Annotated in this window: 17 protein-coding genes; 10 read left to right on the top strand and 7 right to left on the bottom strand. The window is 44.8% G+C overall.

All coding sequences use genetic code 11. From position 1 onward, the window contains the following. Positions 1-275 precede the first annotated feature (275 nt). From JXR92_RS16070 to JXR92_RS16055, 4 genes are all read right to left on the bottom strand, one after another. Positions 276-1118, bottom strand: a complete 843-nt coding sequence (locus tag JXR92_RS16070) for a hypothetical protein (protein WP_138345619.1) — start codon at positions 1116-1118, stop codon at positions 276-278. A gap of 80 nt (positions 1119-1198) precedes the next feature. After that, on the bottom strand, positions 1199-2416 hold the full coding sequence (locus JXR92_RS16065) for a site-specific integrase (RefSeq protein WP_138345617.1): 1218 nt from the start codon (positions 2414-2416) through the stop codon (positions 1199-1201). Positions 2417-2761: 345 nt separating this feature from the next. Next, a complete protein-coding gene (locus JXR92_RS16060) occupies positions 2762-3772 on the bottom strand; it encodes a GGGtGRT protein (RefSeq protein WP_138345615.1) in 1011 nt (336 codons plus the stop codon). Between the two features lie 18 nt (positions 3773-3790). Further along, positions 3791-4492 (bottom strand): iron-sulfur cluster assembly scaffold protein, encoded by a 702-nt coding sequence (locus JXR92_RS16055; RefSeq protein WP_005831848.1) that lies wholly within the window; start codon positions 4490-4492, stop codon positions 3791-3793. 577 nt (positions 4493-5069) lie between these two features. Between JXR92_RS16055 and JXR92_RS16050 the strand changes: the two genes are divergently transcribed. The 5 genes from JXR92_RS16050 (at position 5070) to metH (ending at position 10383) form a co-directional block, all read left to right on the top strand. Further along, a complete protein-coding gene (locus tag JXR92_RS16050; protein WP_117964215.1) occupies positions 5070-5567 on the top strand; it encodes a DMP19 family protein in 498 nt (165 codons plus the stop codon). Positions 5568-5648: 81 nt separating this feature from the next. Continuing rightward, positions 5649-6578 carry a hypothetical protein gene (locus JXR92_RS16045; RefSeq protein ID WP_138345613.1) on the top strand — a complete coding sequence of 310 codons (930 nt, stop codon included), beginning with the start codon at positions 5649-5651 and terminating at the stop codon, positions 6576-6578. 4 nt (positions 6579-6582) lie between these two features. Next, positions 6583-7155, top strand: coding sequence for a Yip1 family protein (locus JXR92_RS16040; protein WP_117601624.1), 573 nt, complete (start codon positions 6583-6585; stop codon positions 7153-7155). An 8-nt stretch (positions 7156-7163) separates the two neighbouring features. Beyond that, positions 7164-7616: an SsrA-binding protein gene (smpB, locus tag JXR92_RS16035; protein ID WP_005831836.1), complete on the top strand. Its 453-nt coding sequence runs from the start codon at positions 7164-7166 to the stop codon at positions 7614-7616. A gap of 1 nt (position 7617) precedes the next feature. Then, positions 7618-10383, top strand: a complete 2766-nt coding sequence (gene metH / locus JXR92_RS16030; protein ID WP_119961306.1) for a methionine synthase — start codon at positions 7618-7620, stop codon at positions 10381-10383. Between the two features lie 77 nt (positions 10384-10460). Here the strand turns inward: metH and JXR92_RS16025 are convergent, their stop codons facing one another. Then, positions 10461-11885 carry an MltF family protein gene (locus tag JXR92_RS16025; RefSeq protein WP_171030433.1) on the bottom strand — a complete coding sequence of 475 codons (1425 nt, stop codon included), beginning with the start codon at positions 11883-11885 and terminating at the stop codon, positions 10461-10463. 54 nt (positions 11886-11939) lie between these two features. After that, positions 11940-12551 (bottom strand): uridine kinase, encoded by a 612-nt coding sequence (gene udk / locus JXR92_RS16020; RefSeq protein ID WP_022401974.1) that lies wholly within the window; start codon positions 12549-12551, stop codon positions 11940-11942. A 102-nt stretch (positions 12552-12653) separates the two neighbouring features. Here udk and JXR92_RS16015 point away from each other — a divergent pair, with 102 nt between their 5' ends. From JXR92_RS16015 to JXR92_RS16000, 4 genes are all read left to right on the top strand, one after another. Then, positions 12654-12962: a Dabb family protein gene (locus tag JXR92_RS16015; protein ID WP_117601620.1), complete on the top strand. Its 309-nt coding sequence runs from the start codon at positions 12654-12656 to the stop codon at positions 12960-12962. Positions 12963-12986: 24 nt separating this feature from the next. Then, positions 12987-15020 (top strand): protein-disulfide reductase DsbD family protein, encoded by a 2034-nt coding sequence (locus tag JXR92_RS16010; RefSeq protein WP_117601619.1) that lies wholly within the window; start codon positions 12987-12989, stop codon positions 15018-15020. Between the two features lie 62 nt (positions 15021-15082). After that, positions 15083-15742: a CatA-like O-acetyltransferase gene (locus JXR92_RS16005; protein WP_117601618.1), complete on the top strand. Its 660-nt coding sequence runs from the start codon at positions 15083-15085 to the stop codon at positions 15740-15742. 224 nt (positions 15743-15966) lie between these two features. Then, positions 15967-16629 (top strand): DUF2490 domain-containing protein, encoded by a 663-nt coding sequence (locus JXR92_RS16000; RefSeq protein WP_117601652.1) that lies wholly within the window; start codon positions 15967-15969, stop codon positions 16627-16629. A 27-nt stretch (positions 16630-16656) separates the two neighbouring features. On the opposite strand, the gene JXR92_RS15995 is transcribed toward JXR92_RS16000, so the two are convergent. Continuing rightward, entirely contained in the window at positions 16657-17760 is a 1104-nt protein-coding gene (locus tag JXR92_RS15995; RefSeq protein WP_370528660.1) for a DUF4421 domain-containing protein, read from the bottom strand. A gap of 162 nt (positions 17761-17922) precedes the next feature. Here JXR92_RS15995 and JXR92_RS15990 point away from each other — a divergent pair, with 162 nt between their 5' ends. After that, the gene (locus JXR92_RS15990) at positions 17923-18414 is read left to right on the top strand and encodes a PaaI family thioesterase (RefSeq protein WP_016272848.1); all 492 of its coding nucleotides are present in this window, start codon (positions 17923-17925) and stop codon (positions 18412-18414) included. The last annotated feature ends 224 nt before the right edge of the window (positions 18415-18638 follow it).

Here is an 18638-nt window from a genome sequence, read left to right as displayed (position 1 = left end):
TCTTTTAAGTTGTTGTTATTCATTCAGTGCAACCCTCAAACCTATGTACACTTGGTTATCTGATTACGCTGCAAAACTACTTGCTTCTGGGCTGATTAAAAGAGAGAAATTAATGAGTGGTTTTACTTCCCCTCTTAATTGTCAGCTCGTCCGCTATCGTTTTGACGATGCAAAGATGGGATATAATGGCAGGATTAAAAGAGAGAAAAAAAGTCCTGCTCTTATGTACCCTCTTAATGGTACGGAGCAGGACTGTATTAATTATCAGAAGTTTATTAGAAGTATATGCTGTTCGCAGTATCAATTCTCTTGTCTTTATATTGCTTGATGTAACCTTTTAGAACATCTTCATCCTCTGAGAATTTACTATGTTTGGATAGCTTGGTGAAGTAGATAAGCCTTGATATGAGCAATGTCTTACTAAGTGATATGGTGCTTCCTTTCTTCTGTCTGACATTAAACTGCTTGTTATATGGCTCTAAATTAAAGAAGTCATTGAACATCTTATAGAACAGCCATATCTGAACGGATTCCTTTTCTTCTGCATGGGTGCTTATGCTGACTTGTTGGCTCTGCATCCAAGGATGTTCTTCTATCTCTTTTAAGTTGTTGGCAATGGTAGTAGCCAAATATCCTATGGCATTGGCATTATCAATTACTATCTGATGCTTGCCTTCAATCTTTACAGAGACAGTAATAGGCTTTTTAAAAATTACTCCAAATTGGTTAATCTCCTTATGGTTGTCAGCTATGGCTTTGGCGAATTTGGTGAGCTGTTCTATTCCAATGCCTGTAGCTTTCATTCCATCCAAGCACGTTCCACAAGTATAGTCAAAGATGAACAGAAGTAGAAACCAGAACTTATCTATATCAACTCCCAAACCTTTCAATGTATTCTGTATGTCCTCATTGGCTATATAATCTTCGTATGTGCAGTTGCCATATAGTTCATTCTGATTGTATCTCCTTATGAATAGGGGTAAGGCAGTAGTGCCACAGACGTATCTTTCTCCTGTGGCTGGGTCTATATCTATGTCTGGAACATATTTAACGGCTATGGCTTCCATGTATTCCAAACGGGTATCAATGCTTATGTAATCTTCCTTTAGCTTCTCCATAATTATTAGTTTAAGGCAAAATTAAAAAATAATCCCCACCTGCATTGCTACAAGTGGGGAATTTGTGGGTAGGATATGCTTTAGTAATCAGAATCTCCTGTAAACGTATCCATAAGTTTATCCATCTGCTCACCAATGCACTTGTCTATTAGCTTTGCATAATGGGCAGTCATTCGTGTATTGGTATGTCCTAACATCTTAGAAACAACTTCCAGAGATATGTTATTGGCTAAAGTAACTGTACTTGCAAATGTATGCCTACTTGTGTGGAAGCAAATTCGTTTATTGATTCCACAGAGTATAGCTATATCCTTTAGATATTTGTTGATGTCCGCAGGGTCTTGAATAGGGAGTAGTTTCTCTCCACCTTTGTACTTATCCAATATCAGTTTGGCGATAGGGAGTAGGGGGATTCGTGATAGAACTCCTGTTTTAACTCTACGTTTCTTTATCCATATTCTGCCTGCACTGTCTTTCTCAAAGTGTTCTGGTGCCAAGGTCTTAATGTCAATGTAACTAAGCCCAGTGAAGCACCCAAATAGGAACATATCTTTAGCTCGTTCCAATCTTGGTAGGGGAGTATCAAAGTTGATAATCTTCCTCAGCTCTTCTTCATCCAAGAAATCCACTTCTACGGGTTCGCGTTCTACTTTATAAGCATTTACAGGATTGTAGGATATATAAGAGTTGGCGACAGCTAAATTTAGCAACTTCTTTAAGAACTTTAAATGCTTGGTGCAGGAGTTTTGTCCCATCTTCTTCTCTCCTAAAAGGAAAGCATGGAATCCTTGAATGAAGCCCAAGTTTATCTCTCTTAAATATAAGTCCTTACGTTCATATTTCTGCTGAATGAACTCTTTGAATAGTCTGCCTGTATATTCAAACACCCAATAAGTGGCAGGGGCAACAGTTTTACCTACCATTGCTTTGCGCTCTGTGTTATGTTCGTTCAGAACATCCAATAAAGTCTTCTCGTTTAGGGCTTCCACCTTGTCTGTGATAGCTTCTTTTAATAGTTCAGCAGTGATAAGGTAGCCCTTTTGAAGCAGCTCAATTTCTTTCTGATATATCTTATTCCGTAGTTGAATCAGATAACCGTTGATTAGCTGAGCTTCTTCACTCTTGCCTTTTACAGCTTGCTTCTCTTTGTTCCAATCAGCAGCAGGTACATGTTTACCTGTACTAAAGTAGATTCTCTTTCCGTTAGTGGTGATTGAAACCTCAATAGGTGATAGACCTTTCTTGTTTTGCTTACTTTCTCTTAATGAAAAGTAAACCATTGTACAATGTTTCTCCATTTTAAATTAAATGTTATATGGAGTGTATCGCATTGTATTATAGTTGATTATATCAATTCTTGCAGCCGTTTTTTAAGAATGGCAAATTCGGCTGCAAATCGGCTGCAAAAGTAACCTGTTTATGGCTTGATTTGAGGGGTAATTGGCTACTCTTCACATGAGCTGTTCGGACTTAAATAAAGCAGGATTTATCTTGTTAATCTCCTTATTGATTCACCATTCATTCACTCCAAATAACGAGTGATGCAAGGTGCTTCAATCTGTTATCTAAGCCAAGTTACCACAAATAAAAAACTCCTGCAACCACAAGGATTACAGGAGTTTATCTGTATTAAGTAACTTAAATTACTTAGCCAAAGCAGTAGCCACGTCAACGGCACAAGCCACTGTACATCCTACCATCGGGTTGTTACCGATGCCGAGGAATCCCATCATTTCCACATGAGCGGGAACTGATGAAGAACCAGCGAACTGAGCGTCTGAGTGCATACGACCCATAGTGTCTGTCATACCGTAAGAAGCCGGTCCGGCAGCCATGTTGTCCGGATGCAGAGTACGACCAGTACCACCACCAGATGCTACTGAGAAGTACGGCTTACCAGCCAATACGCGTTCTTTCTTATAAGTACCTGCAACCGGGTGTTGGAAGCGGGTCGGATTCGTAGAGTTACCAGTGATGGATACATCCACACCCTCTTTCCACATGATAGCCACACCTTCGCGAACATCGTCTGCACCATAGCATTTTACTTTGGCACGGGGACCGTCGCTGTATGCGATTTCACGAACTACTTTCAGTTCACCTGTATAGTAATCGAATTGAGTCTGAACGTATGTAAAGCCGTTGATACGAGAGATAATCTGTGCAGCGTCCTTGCCGAGACCGTTCAGGATGCAACGCAGAGGTTCTTTACGTACCTTGTCGGCTTTAGCGGCAATCTTGATAGCACCTTCGGCAGCAGCGAATGACTCGTGACCTGCCAAGAAAGCGAAACACTTGGTTTCTTCACGCAGCAACATGGCTGCCAAGTTACCATGACCGATACCAACCTTGCGGTCGTCAGCTACAGAACCCGGAATACAAAATGCCTGCAGACCGATACCGATAGCTTCAGCAGCTTCAGCAGCGTTCTTGCAGCCCTTCTTAATGGCGATGGCGCAACCTACAACGTATGCCCATTTTGCATTTTCGAAACAGATGGGCTGAGTTTCTTCACAAGTCTTATAAGGATCGAGACCATGAGCTTCGCAGATAGCATTGGCTTCTTCGATGTCTTTGATACCGTTTGCGTTCAATGCGGCAAGAATCTGCTTGATACGACGGTCTTGGCTTTCAAATTTTACTTCTCTAATCATATGTCTTTCCTCCTTATATTATTCGTGACGTGGGTCAATGTGTTTAACTGCACCTTGCTCTTCAGTGAAGCGGCCGTATGTACCGGTAACTTTCTTCAATGCTTCATTGGCGTCTGTACCTTTCTTGATTTCATCCATAAACTTGCCCAGATGAACAAATTCGTAACCGCAGATTTCGTCGTTCTTGTCCAAAGCGATAGTCTTGATGTAACCTTCTGCCATTTCCAGGTAACGAGAACCCTTAGCCAACGTTCCGTACAATGTGCCTACCTGGCTGCGCAGACCTTTGCCCAAGTCTTCCAAGCCAGCTCCAATCATCAAACCGCCTTCCGAGAAAGCAGATTGGGTACGACCATAAACGATTTGCAGGAAGAGTTCGCGCATAGCTGTGTTGATAGCGTCACAAACGAGGTCAGTGTTCAATGCTTCGAGGATAGTCTTTCCCGGGAGGATTTCTGATGCCATAGCAGCAGAGTGAGTCATACCGGAGCAACCGATAGTCTCAACCAAAGCTTCCTGGATAACGCCTTCCTTTACATTGAGGGTTAATTTACATGCACCTTGCTGAGGAGCACACCAGCCGATGCCGTGTGTCAGACCAGAGATGTCAACAATTTCTTTAGCTTTTACCCATTTACCTTCTTCGGGAATAGGAGCCGGTCCGTGGTTAGGACCTTTCTTCACAACACACATGTGTTCCACTTCGTGTGAATAAGTCATAATTAGCTCTTTTTTAAGTGATATAATTTAAAAAAAACGTAGTCTACTTTTATTAGTCGGGTGCAAAGTTAGTTGTTTTCCCCGTTTCTGCCAACTGTTCAATTTGACTTTTTTCTATAATAATGTGAAATTGTAGTTCGGCGGATGTTTTTCAGACTTTTGCTTTGTACGCCCGAAAGCAGATTTTGAAAAATGAGTTTGCGTTATCCGCTGTCATCCTGCGGCTGAAATGTTATGCCGGAACTTAGGATTAATTTGTTGGGAAAGTGCCTGCAACTGTCCTCAAACTCCCTACTTATTATTCTTACTACACTTGTGTTCCTTTCTTACAACAGCTGTGTCGTTTTCTTACAACGGCTGTGTTGTTTTCTTACAACAGCTGTGGTAAGAATAATAGGTGCCGATTCCGTACTTAGTTTTCAGGGAGTATGCGGCTAGTTTTTGGACATTTTCCTCTTAGATATGCTGAATCTGCTTGCAGCAGAACAGAATTGGTCCTTATGATTCCTTTTTTCGCAATTCATTTCTTACCTTTGCCACCCGATTCAATCAATGAGAAACAAATAAGATTCAGACTATGATAGAAGTTACAGATGTGGCATTGCGCCAGGCTGCCGGCGAAGGGATGGATGCGTTTATTGGCGTATTCACCGATGCTTATAAAAAAGAAATAGGCGGAGAAATGACTGCCGAGACGATGCCTTTGCTTACCGGTGAACAGCATTCATTGTTGGCCTATCAGATATTCCGTGATGAAGTGATGGAGGGAGGCTTCTGCCAACTGATTCAAAATGGTTATGGCGGTTATATTTTCGACAATCCGTTTGCCAAAGTGATGCGTTTGTGGAGAGTGGGCGATTTGAGTAAGTTGGTTTATGCTGCCAAGAAAGTATACGATAGCCATCGTGATGACTTGGAACGTGAACGTACAGACGAGGAGTTTATGGCAATGTACGAGCAATATGAGGCTTTCGATGAGCTGGAAGATGAATTTTTGGAAAAAGAGGAGGAATATACAGCTTTGGTTGCTGGCTATGTGGATGAACATTTGGAGCTGTTTGCCAAGATTGTGTAGGTGTGGATTAACTGATGTAAATGTTAAATGTTACTGTGATATGCAGTATTTAGATTAATCTTTCATTTAATCTTAAAAACAATGAAAAAACGAGGAGAGTACTATATTACTCAATTCTTTTATCTAAATTTGCAAACTCTAATATTTATAGAAAAAAAGATGAAACAATTAAAATTCTTGGTGGTTGCCTTGACATTGTTGATGGGCATTTCGTTTACTTCGTGTTTGAATTCGGATAGTGACCCTTACAATTATGGAGGGGGTATGGTTAAAGTTCAGAACTATATGGGTGTTTATTCTTTTAAAGGTGAGAACGGTGTAACTATAACTCCAACATCTGCCTCAATTTCGGCTTTAGAGGCCAATGGCTTTAAAATGTCTGATATGAGCGATAAGGTAGCACAGATATATTATCGTTGGGATCCTACTCAAGTAGATATACCTGCTGATGAGAAAGATGTTAAGGGGGTTGAATTGTACTCTATTGAATCATTAGATAATACAGTGGAAATAGTTGAACAAAAGGGAGTCGCTGCAAATGATTCTATCAGTAAATCCAATAATGCTGCTATCATTTCGTTAGGATATGATGCTGGTGGTATAAAATATGCTCCTAAGTTTTTCTATGACGATCATACGCTTCTACTTCCGATAAATTATTATATTACTAATAAAAGGCATTTTTTGACGTTAGTGTATTACCCGAATGAGGATAATGGAACAACTTTAAGATTATATTTGGGCCATAATTCTAATGGTGATTCGACATCCACTAATAGCACATCTTACACATTGACTGCAAATACTGGCGGTTATTATGGGTTGGGATTGTTCTATAAAGTATATGATTTAAGAAAGGTTTTTAAACGTTACAAACGTCAGACATCCACTTCTGAAAATCCGACTACTATTGAAATTGTTACGAAAGTAAATTCATATTCACTGAAGTTGGACGATTCTCAAACTAAGGAAGAAGTGTATACTGTTACAAAGGGAGAAACTGAAAAATAAGATATTGAATTACAAAGATTTATTTCATATAGCAATACTACTGATTTCCTCTCCGGCTCGTGCCTGGGAGGAAATTAGTTTAGAGGATAGGCGAAAAGTGTTTGCTGCTTTTGTCTATCCTATGATTGGTTTATGCGGGTTGTCCGTTTTCATCGGTTCTTTGATGAAGATGGGATGGGATGGGCCGCAAAGCTTTCAATATGCCATGACACAATGCTGTGCGGTGGCTGTATCCTTGTTCGGAGGATATTTTTTGGCAGCCTATCTCATCAATGGGCTGCGTGTCCGCATGTTTATGCTGGACAGTGATGTCCCTTTGGCGCAACAGTTTGCAGGTTATGCACTGGTTGTGGTATTCATGCTGAAGATTGTTATCGGCATATTGCCGAATTTCGGCATTATGGCTCTGTTGCTCCAATTCTATATTGTATATGTAGTGTGGGAAGGAAGCAAAAAGGTGATGCAGATAGAAGAAAAATACCGTTTGCGTTTCACCATTCTGTCTTCTATTTTGTTAATAGCTTGTCCGGTGGTCATTGAATGGATATTCAATAAGCTGACGGTAGTGCTAAACTGATAAATGTTATGAAACAAGCTCCTGTAAATATAAAGAATAAGCGTGCTACGTTCGACTACGAACTGACAGACACCTATACGGCTGGCATTGTGCTTACGGGCACAGAAATCAAGTCCATCCGGTTGGGGAAAGCAAGCTTGGTCGATACGTTCTGTTACTTTGCCAACGGCGAATTGTGGGTGAAGAACATGCATGTGGCCGAATACTTCTATGGTTCGTACAACAATCACAATGCACGCAGGGAGCGCAAGCTTTTGTTGAATAAGAAGGAACTTGAAAAACTGATGCGCGGTACGAAAGATCCGGGTTTCACCATTGTTCCCGTGCGTTTGTTTATCAATGAAAAAGGGCTGGCCAAACTTGTGGTGGCACTTGCCAAAGGTAAGAAGCAATATGATAAGCGCGAATCACTGAAGGAAAAAGATGACAAACGCGATATGGCGCGTATGTTTAAAAGATAATATGAGTAAACTTGGTAGTTTGGTGCGTGAGCGCATCCTTATTTTGGATGGTGCAATGGGCACTATGATACAGCAATACAACTTGACAGAGGAAGATTTTCGGGGTGAACGCTTCTCGCAGATTCCCGGACAGATGAAAGGTAACAATGACCTGCTTTGTCTGACACGCCCTGATGTGATACAAGATATTCACCGCAAGTATCTGGCGGCAGGTGCGGATATCATCGAAACAAATACATTCAGTTCCACCTGCATCAGTATGGCCGATTATCATGTGCAGGACTATGTGCGTGAGATGAATCTTGCCGCAGTGCGTCTGGCACGCGAAGTGGCGGATGAGTTTACTTCTCTTACTCCCGACAAACCCCGTTTTGTGGCAGGCTCCGTAGGACCGACGAACAAGACCTGCTCCATGAGTCCCGATGTGAACAATCCGGCCTTTCGTGCCTTGAGCTACGATGAACTGGCCGATGCCTACCGTGAGCAGATGGAAGCGTTGCTCGAAGGTGGTGTGGATGCTTTGCTGATAGAAACCATTTTTGATACGCTGAATGCCAAGGCTGCTATTTTTGCCGCCGGGCAGGCGATGGAAACTGTAGGAGTTCATGTACCCTTGATGCTCTCTGTGACTGTTTCTGATATTGGAGGGCGTACTCTGTCGGGACAAACTTTGGATGCTTTTCTCGCCTCCGTGCAGCATGCCGATATTTTTTCCGTTGGGCTGAACTGCTCCTTTGGTGCCCGCCAGCTGAAACCTTTCCTGGAGCAGCTTGCTGCCCGTGCACCTTATTATATCAGCGCTTATCCCAACGCCGGACTGCCCAACAGCTTGGGCACATACGACCAGACTCCTGCCGATATGGCACATGAAGTAAAAGAGTATATCCATGAGGGATTGGTGAATATTATCGGTGGTTGTTGCGGAACGACAGATGCCTACATTGCCGAGTACTCCTCGCTGATTGCCGGTGCAACGCCCCATCAGCCGGTTCCCAGACCGGAAAATCTTTGGCTTTCCGGGCTTGAACTTCTGGAAGTGAAGCCGGAAAATAACTTCGTGAATGTGGGTGAACGCTGCAATGTGGCGGGTTCGCGCAAATTCTTGCGTCTGATTAATGAAAAGAAATATGACGAGGCGCTCAGCATTGCTCGCCAGCAGGTGGAAGACGGTGCGCAGGTCATTGATATAAATATGGACGACGGACTGCTGGATGCTCAAGCGGAGATGACGACTTTCCTCCATCTGATAGCTTCGGAACCTGAGATTGCCCGTGTTCCCGTCATGATAGACTCCTCTAAGTGGGAAGTGATTGTGGCCGGATTGAAATGCCTGCAAGGCAAGTCCATCGTCAACTCCATCTCCTTGAAGGAGGGGGAAGATAAATTCCTGGAGCATGCGCGTACCATCAAGCAATATGGTGCGGCAGCCGTGGTGATGGCTTTTGATGAAAAAGGGCAGGCAGACACGTACGAACGTAAGATTGAGGTCTGCGAACGGGCATACCGTCTTTTGGTGGACAAGACAGGTTTCAATCCCCATGATATAATTTTCGACCCGAATGTACTTGCCGTGGCAACCGGTATGGACGAGCACAACAATTATGCTGTAGACTTTATCCGTGCCACCGGATGGATACGCAAGAATCTGCCCGGTGCGCATGTCAGTGGAGGAGTGAGTAACCTTTCCTTCTCTTTCCGCGGCAATAATTACATTCGCGAGGCGATGCATGCCGTATTCCTTTACTATGCCATCCGCGAGGGCATGGATATGGGTATCGTCAATCCGGCTACCTCCGTTCTTTACACCGATATTCCCGCTGATATATTGGAGCGCATAGAGGATGTGGTCTTGAACCGTCGTCCCGATGCTGCCGAGCGCTTGATAGAAACTGCCGAACGCTTGAAAGCGGAAGCAGAGGCGGCAAAAACTTCCGGAGGAGAGCGGCAGGCTGCCGCCCATTCCCAACTTGCCTGGAGAGAGGAGACTTCTGTGGAAGAGCGGTTGAAGTACGCCTTGACAAAGGGTATCGGCGATTATCTGGAAGCAGACCTTGCCGAAGCGTTGAAGCTGTATCCCAAAGCTGTTTCTATCATTGAAGGTCCGTTGATGGCGGGCATGAATCATGTAGGCGATTTGTTTGGGGCAGGCAAAATGTTCCTGCCGCAAGTAGTGAAGACGGCACGCACCATGAAGAAAGCGGTTGCCATCCTCCAGCCCATAATCGAGTCGGAGAAAGAAGAAGGTGCAACTGCTGCCGGAAAGGTGTTGTTGGCTACGGTAAAAGGTGATGTGCACGACATTGGAAAAAATATAGTCTCGGTAGTAATGGCCTGCAACGGGTACGATATAGTGGACCTTGGCGTCATGGTGCCTGCCGAAACCATTGTACAGCATGCCATAGAGGAAAAGGTAGACATGATAGGATTGAGTGGCTTGATAACCCCTTCGCTGGATGAAATGGTGCATGTAGCCATTGAGTTGGAAAAGGCAGGCCTGGACATTCCTCTGCTGATAGGTGGTGCCACGACTTCACCGCTTCACACTGCTCTAAAGATTGCTCCGGTCTATCATGCTCCCGTAATCCATCTGAAGGACGCCTCACAGAATGCTACAGTAGCAGCCAAACTGATGAATCCTGAGACAAAGGAGGAACTGGAAGAAGAACTGCATGAGAAGTATCGGCAGTTGTGCGAGAAGAACCGGGAGAAACAAGTAACAACCGTTTCCCTGGAAGAAGCGAGAAAGAACAAACTGAATCTGTTTTAAGAAGGAAGGAAAATAAGGATTAGGGATTAACATTCCTGCGGCATATATTCCTAATATTATGCGCAATTCGTTAACCCCTAATCCTTATTCTTTATCTTCTTCTTGTATTGCTCGAAACGTGACGTAATATCCCTTACGAAGTTATAAGTTTCGATGCCACGGAAATAGCCGTTTTTGCAGACGGGGTCGGTGAAGTATTCCTCATTGCTTTTTAGCAGGATGAAGTTTTCTACATTATCACGCCAGACATATTTGTTTTTGCCGTATTTTTCGGCCAGTGCCATGGCATCCAGCACATGGCCGATTCCGGAATTATAAGATGCCAGCACAAAGTTGATGCGTTCTTCCTGGGGTATCTTGGAAAAACTTTTGGCTGTGGCGCCTATGTATTTCACGGCAGCCTTTATACTCTCTTCAGGGTTCTGTTCCTTTCCTTCGGGTAGCCCCATAGCCCTGGCTGTGGCAGGCATCAGTTGCATCAGCCCCCTGGCACCGGCCCAGGATACGGCAGTGGAGTCGAAGTTGGACTCAGTATATGCCAGAGACGCCAGCAGGCGCCAGTCCCAGTCTATCTTGGGAGCATATTTCTTGAACAAATCATCGTAATGGGAAATTTTTCCTTCGCGCAGGGAGAGGATAGGAGAGTGGGGAATGGCCTTGCCGATTTCAAAATATCGTTTCATACTTGCCGTATAGGCAGGTGAAGTCATATTCTCCTCATGCCATTTGTTAGCGGCGGCTGCCAGTTGCGGACAGTCTTTCCGGACTGCCCACGATGCACGCTGGTCAAAGCTGATGGAGAGTCTGATATTCAGGTTGGGGTAATAGGTCGTATTAAGCTGTGCCACATCATTGTCTGCTACGGTATAGGGGATTTTCCCTTGTGCCACTTGGGTGATGAGGTCTTCTGCACTGATACTGTCGTTGGTCACTTTATGGATGTGGATACCTCCTCCGAGCTCTTCGTCCAGATTGACCAGCCGTTCATAATATTTTCCCGGCTTTACATATACACCTTTCCCGATGAGTTCCGTCACGTCTTTCAGTGGTTTGGTACGTCCGTTATTACGTTGCACGATGACTTGGTGCGTGATGACCTCTTCACCGCAATAAAGCAGACTGTCTTTCCATTCTTTAGTGATAGGCAGGTTGTAGGCGATGAGGTCTCCCTTGCCTGCTAATAACTTCTCTATGAGTTCGTGCACATTCCGGGCTACCTCTATTCTCAGCTTTACTCCCAGGCTCTTGGCAAACTGCTCGCTTAGCTCATATTGGAATCCCATATCCTGGCCACGGTAGATGAAGTAGGAAGTGGAGCTGTACAGAGTCAATACAACCAGTTCTCCGCTGTCCTTTATCTGTTGCAGGTCATCCGCTTCTTCTTTTTCGGCAGGATGTCCTCCACGGCATCCTGCGATACAGCACAACAACAGTAAGATAATTGAGACGGGAGAATTGATAATGGATGATTTATGTTTGGCGAGAGAAAATAAACTGTTCATATCTCATAGATTTAGTGTGTTCTTAATCCTCCATTATCAATTCTCCATTACAAATTAACTTCCCAAGTGCTTCTTGATATACATGGTCAATATATCGATGGCTACCTGGTTGTTTCCGCCTTCCGGTACAATGAGGTCTGCATATCGTTTGCAGGGCTCTATGAATTGCTGGTGCATGGGTTTTAGTATACGTGTATAGCGTTCCATAACGGCTTCTGCCGTGCGTCCGCGTTCCACTACATCACGCTGGATTACACGAATTAGGCGTTCGTCGGGGTCAGCGTCTACAAATATCTTGAGGTCCATCATGCTTCGCAGTTTCTTGTCGCACAAGGCAAGGATACCTTCTATGATGATGACTTCCCGGGGGGCGATATGGATGGTTTCGGGCTGGCGTGTACACGTCAGGTATGAGTAGGTGGGCTGTTCTATGCTTTTTCCTTCGCGCAGCATGGCGACATGTCTGGAAAGAAGGCTCCACTCAAAAGCGTCGGGGTGGTCGAAGTTGATGTTCTGCCGTTCTTCCACGGGCACATGGCTACTGTCCTTGTAGTAAGAGTCTTGTGGCAATAATACCACTTCACCAGCCGGTAGGCTTTCGATAATTTTACGTACGACGGTGGTCTTTCCTGAGCCGGTTCCACCTGCAATTCCTATTATTAACATCCGTTTAAGTGTATATTTGAAACAAAACCAGTATTTTTGCAGTTGTTAAAACAGCCGCTTAGGCTGACAAATATAGTGATAAATCATTTAAATGGCAAAGTTATGGTAAAGCACATTGTATTATTTAAGTTAAAAGATGAGGCACCGGCTGACGAAAAGTTGGCTGCAATGAACAGTTTCAAGGCAGCTATCGAAGCGCTTCCGGCTAAAATATCCGTTATCCGCAAGATTGAAGTCGGGCTGAATATCAATCCAGGCGAGGCTTGGAGTATCGCTCTTTACAGTGAGTTCGATACGTTGGATGACGTGAAATACTATGCCACCCATCCCGACCACGTGGCTGCCGGCAAGCTTATCGCTGCTGTGAAAGAGAGCCGTGCCTGCGTGGACTACGAGATAACTGAAAATTAAAAATTAAAAATTAAATCAGAGAACATGAAGAAATTGTTGTTCCCTTTATTTCTGTTGCTTTTCGCTGTGGCAGTGCAGGCACAGATACAAGACCCAGTCAAGTTCAAGTCCGAGCTGAAGACTTTGGCTGCCGATGAAGCGGAGGTCGTTTTTACGGCTGCTATTGACAAGGGCTGGCATGTCTATTCCACCGACTTGGGCGATGGCGGTCCTATCTCGGCGACTTTCAATGTGGAGAAAATCTCCGGAGCGGAAGTGGCTGGCAAACTGAAGCCTGTAGGCAAGGAAATCTCTACTTTCGATAAGTTGTTCGAAATGAAGGTACGCTATTTTGAAAATACGGCCCAATTTGTGCAGAAGCTAAAATTGACGGGTGGTGCCTATCAGCTGGAAGGATATCTGGAGTATGGCGCTTGCAACGATGAAAATTGTCTGCCGCCCACACAAGTGCCTTTCCAATTCTCCGGTGAGGCAGAAGGGGCTGCCAAAGAAGCTGCTGCAGCTACGGTTGAAACGAAAGTTGAAGAACAGCCCGCAAAGCAGGAGGCTGCCACCGACATGGTTTCTGTGGCTGTTGTCGGTGGTGCGGACGGACCGACGGAAATCAATGTGACGGACAAGGTGAACTTTTGGAAACCGGTTATCAATGAACTGCAATCTTTGGGCGAAACCACTTCGCAGGAAGATATGTCTTGGATTTATATCTTTATTACCGGATTTGCCGGCGGACTGTTAGCGCTCTTCACCCCTTGTGTATGGCCCATCATCCCGATGACTGTCAGCTTCTTCCTGAAGCGTAGCAAGGATAAGAAGAAAGGCATCCGTGATGCATGGACGTATGGTGCTTCCATCGTAGTGATTTATGTGACGCTCGGGCTGGCCATTACGCTGATTTTCGGAGCCAGCGCACTGAACGCACTCTCTACGAATGCAGTATTCAATATTCTTTTCTGCTTGATGCTGGTTGTGTTTGCGGCTTCCTTCTTCGGAGCGTTCGAAATAACGTTGCCCTCCAAATGGAGTACGGCTGTAGACAGTAAAGCCGAGGCGACAAGTGGTTTGCTCAGTATCTTCTTGATGGCGTTTACCTTGTCGCTGGTATCTTTCTCCTGCACGGGACCTATTATCGGATTCCTGCTGGTTCAGGTTTCCACGACGGGTAGTGTGGTGGCTCCCGCTATTGGCATGCTGGGCTTTGCCATTGCATTGGCATTGCCTTTCACGCTGTTTGCCTTATTCCCGTCCTGGTTGAAGTCCATGCCCAAATCCGGTGGATGGATGAATATCATCAAGGTGACGCTTGGCTTCCTGGAGCTGGCTTTTGCCCTGAAGTTCCTTTCGGTAGCCGATTTAGCTTACGGTTGGCGCATCCTCGACCGTGAAACGTTCCTTGCTTTGTGGATTGTACTTTTTGCACTGCTTGGTTTCTACTTGCTGGGCAAAATCAAGTTCCCGCACGATGATGACGATTCAAAGGTTAGTGTGCCCCGTTTCTTTATGGCGTTGGCCTCACTGGCATTTGCAGTATATATGATTCCCGGTTTGTGGGGAGCTCCGCTGAAAGCTGTCAGTGCTTTTGCGCCGCCCATGCAGACGCAAGATTTCAATCTTTACAATAATGAAGTGCATGCCAAGTTCGATGATTATGACCTCGGTATGGAGTATGCCCGTCAGCATGGCAAGCCCGTGATGCTCGACTTCACCGGTTATGGTTGCGTGAACTGCCGTAAGATGGAGCTTGCCGTATGGACAAACCCTAAGGTGAGTGACATTATCAACAACGACTATGTGCTTATCACGCTTTACGTCGACAACAAGACACCGCTTCCTTCTCCCGTGAAGATTGTGGAGAACGGCACGGAACGTACGCTGCGTACCGTAGGCGACAAGTGGAGTTATCTGCAGCGTGTCAAGTTCGGTGCCAATGCGCAGCCCTTCTATGTGTTGATTGACAACGAAGGTAAGCCGCTTAACAAGTCTTACTCCTACGACGAAGATATACCTAAGTATATCGAATTTCTGCAGACCGGACTGGAGAATTATAAGAAAGAGAAATAAATAGAATCGGAAAAAGGATGCTTGTAAAAAGGCATCCTTTTTTCACTAAATCCCCTTTTTGTATGAAACACATTATAGACATTGATGCTTGGGAACGTCGGGATAACTACGGCTTTTTCCGCAGTTTTGTAAATTCCTGGTATTCCGTCACTACAGAGATTGACTGCACGGAAGCCAGTGCTGCAGCCCGGGCTGCAAAGCGCTCCTTTTTCCTTTATTATCTGTATGCTGTGGTGCGTTCGGCTAATGAAGTCGATGAACTCCGTTACCGTACCGACAAGGAAGGCCGGGTTGTTTTTCACGACCGGGTGGACATCATTTCTCCGATAGCTGTTCCCGGAAAGACATTCTATACCGTGCGCATTCCCTACCACGAAGACTTTGAGCGTTTCTATGCCGAAGCTTACGCCTTGATAACAAACATACCCGAGGACGGTGACCCTTATGGAGCCGAAAAGATTCTTGCCGGGCAAGGCGATTACGATGTGGTCCATCTGAGTGCAGTTCCCAAAATGTATTTCACCTCGATAACCTATACACTTGCCGAAGCAGGCAACGGTTGCAGTTATCCGTTGATGACTGCCGGCAAGGCTGTATCCCGTGAAGGTCGTCTGGTATTTCCTCTTTCCATCTATGTGAACCATGCTTTTGTCGACGGTTCTCATCTGACCTCCTTCTTCGGAAAGGTGGAGGAGTATTTGAAAGAGATTTCACATAAATGAATCCCCCAAAATAAATAATCTATGAAACGCTTATAAGGGTGTTTTTTCATGCTACAAATATATATGATGCCATACATATATGGCAACTTTGAGTTGTTTTTTGTATCTTGGTTTCTGTTTTTTAAGTATCATTGAAAAATCGGAAATGTGCAGACAAGATTTGTAGTATTACAGAATTGTTACAGAATTTATCCTTACCTTTGACACTTTAACAGAATAAGCGTATGGTAAGTAATATATCTTCATGCACGAAAGTACTTGTTTTGCCGATAGTTCTATGGGTTGTTTCGTCTTTTTCCCTGCGGGCGCAGGAGAAGGATTTTGCCACTTGGGCGAATGCCGGTTTCGAATATAAGTTGAAGCCGGCACTTACTGTTTCCGGTGGGCTGGAGTGGCGTACAAAGGATGATTTGGGAAAGACAGACCGGTGGGGGCTGAAGGTGGGGGGAAGCTATAAGCTGTTGCCTTTCCTGAAGCTTGGAGCCGGGTATGAGACGCATTACCGCAATCGGGGGGCGGATGGCTGGAAGTTCCGGCACCGCTACCGTTTGGAAGGCACTCTGTCTGCCCGTGTGCAAAGGGTGAAACTGTCCTTGCGTGAGCGCTTTCAGCATACGTTCGATGGACATACGGACGAGTTGCGTTTGCGCTCACGTGCGAAGGTGGCATATGACATTCCGAAGTGCAAGGTGGAGCCGTATGCTTCGGCCGAGATGTATAATGGTTTGAATAGGACAGAGCACTTCGGAGTAAAGCGGATGCGTTATCGCGGAGGCATTACGTTGCCCTTGTCCGAGCGCTGGGAGGCGGACATCTTCTATTGCAGACAGTGGGAGAAGGATAAGCGGAAAGATATAGTAGGGGTGGAGTGTGTTTATAGCTTTTGAGGGGAGATGAGGGCTGAAAGCCTTTTTTTACTTTTTGTTCTTCCGGTACTCCTTTTTCAGATAAAAGTTGAATCCGGCATATATTTGGAGGGTGCCGAACCCGTTGTTCAGGGAGAAACTGTTTTTGTAGTAGTCGTATGTCCGTCCTACGAATGAGGTACCCACGAAGTATTTGCTGTTGTTGTATACCACACCTGCACGCAGAATGAAGTCGATATTGAAATTCTTGTACCAGTCGTCCGCTTCCCGCTCTTCTGTCTTCTCTATGCGTGATGTCTTGTAGGCGACAGCCGGATTGAACGATAGGCATGCGAGGCAGTTGCGGGCAAACACCCAATTGTAGGCATAGCCGGCGTTGAGGCTGATATTCGTGTATTTGATATGTTTCACCTTCATACCCGGGTTCATGGCTCTCTGAATTATTTTGGGCAGCTTGGTATAGTCGAAGTTCAGATTGTGGGTGGATACGGAGAATCCGGCAATAAAAGAACCTGCATTGCGGCGCTGGTTGGTGGACTGGCTGAAGGCAGCCGGATAGGAGAAACGTCGGTTGTTGAAAATGTAATATAGATTCACCCCCTTCATTTTTACTTTCAATCCGTTGAAGTCTTCGGAATAATTGGAGGGAATCTCGTCGGAAAAGCCGGATACCTTGTGTATCTTATAGTCGTTTCCGGTGCTGCGATAGAAAATGTCGACTCCCAGTTTGGAACTGTAAAGACTGAGATCAAACTCCGTACCGCGCTTTTTCTTGCTTTTCTTTCCGTAGAGCCAGTCCGTATCGACAGCCCATCCCAGGAATATCCAACGCCATCCGAAGTAAGCGCCTATCTTGTTGTGCGGGTTGGGCGAAAAACGGAGCCGCTGACCGTCATTGCCCACGGAGTAATACTCGTAATTGGTGAAATGGTCGAGCATCAGGGCGTAATTGTATCGGTTGGGACTGATATAGGTAGTGTCGAAGTCACTGAAGTCGAGGAATTTCTTCAATGCTTTTACGAAGGTATTTTTATGTACGATGCTGTCGCATGTGACGGAACCGTTCTCCTTGTTTTGCGCAAACAATGAGAATGTAAATAGTATCCATAAGCAGAAAAAGACCCCTTTTTGCATCTTGTTGTTCTCTCTCATTTATACAAAGCTAAATAAAATAACCGGTTTAGAACAGCATCCCACTAATTTTTCGATGAAAAAGGCATTAATAATTTGTAGTTTTCAATCGGAATGACTAATATTGAACGTTTTATTGAGAGAATATATGAATCAGAGCCAGATAAAAAAGAAGAATACGATATGAAGAAGATTATCAATCCGTGGAAAGATATGGAGGGGTACAACTGTTTCGGTTGCTCTCCCGACAATGAAGCAGGTGTGAGAATGGAGTTTTATGAGGACGGTGACGAGGTGGTGAGTATCTGGAAGCCGCGTCCGGAGTATCAGGGATGGCTGAATACGTTGCATGGAGGCATCCAGTCCGTATTGCTGGATGAAATCTGCGGTTGGGTAGTGTTCCGCAAGCTGCAGACTGGCGGGGTGACATCGAAAATGGAGACTCGGTTCCGCAAATCCATATCGACCAACGACACGCATGTGGTGCTGCGGGCTTCACTTCGGGAGCAAAAGCGGAATATCGCCATCATAGAAGCACGTCTGTACAATAGCATGGGAGAACTTTGTACGGAAGCTACCTGCACTTACTTCACCTTCCCGAAAGAGAAAGCGGAAACGGAAATGCATTTCCATAGCTGCGAAGTGGAGCAGGAGGAAATATTGCCGTTGATTTGATTGTTTTACCACAGATTACACAGATTTGCACAGATTGAAATAAAAATAATCTGTGCAAATCTGTGTAATCTGTGGTGAAGTAAGATGAATTTGAAAGAAAAAATAAACTTTTTGTGATAAATCTTTTGAAGTTTCAAACTTTTAGTTTACTTTTGTCGCATTAAAACCAAAAAAATATGAAGAATATCGTTGCACATCATCACCATCATCATCCTGACGAATAA

The organism is Bacteroides parvus (assembly GCF_017309675.2).
Taxonomy (GTDB): domain Bacteria; phylum Bacteroidota; class Bacteroidia; order Bacteroidales; family Bacteroidaceae; genus Bacteroides; species Bacteroides uniformis.
Note: the sequence above shows the minus strand (reverse complement) of the source record. Positions and strands in the feature narration are given on the sequence as shown.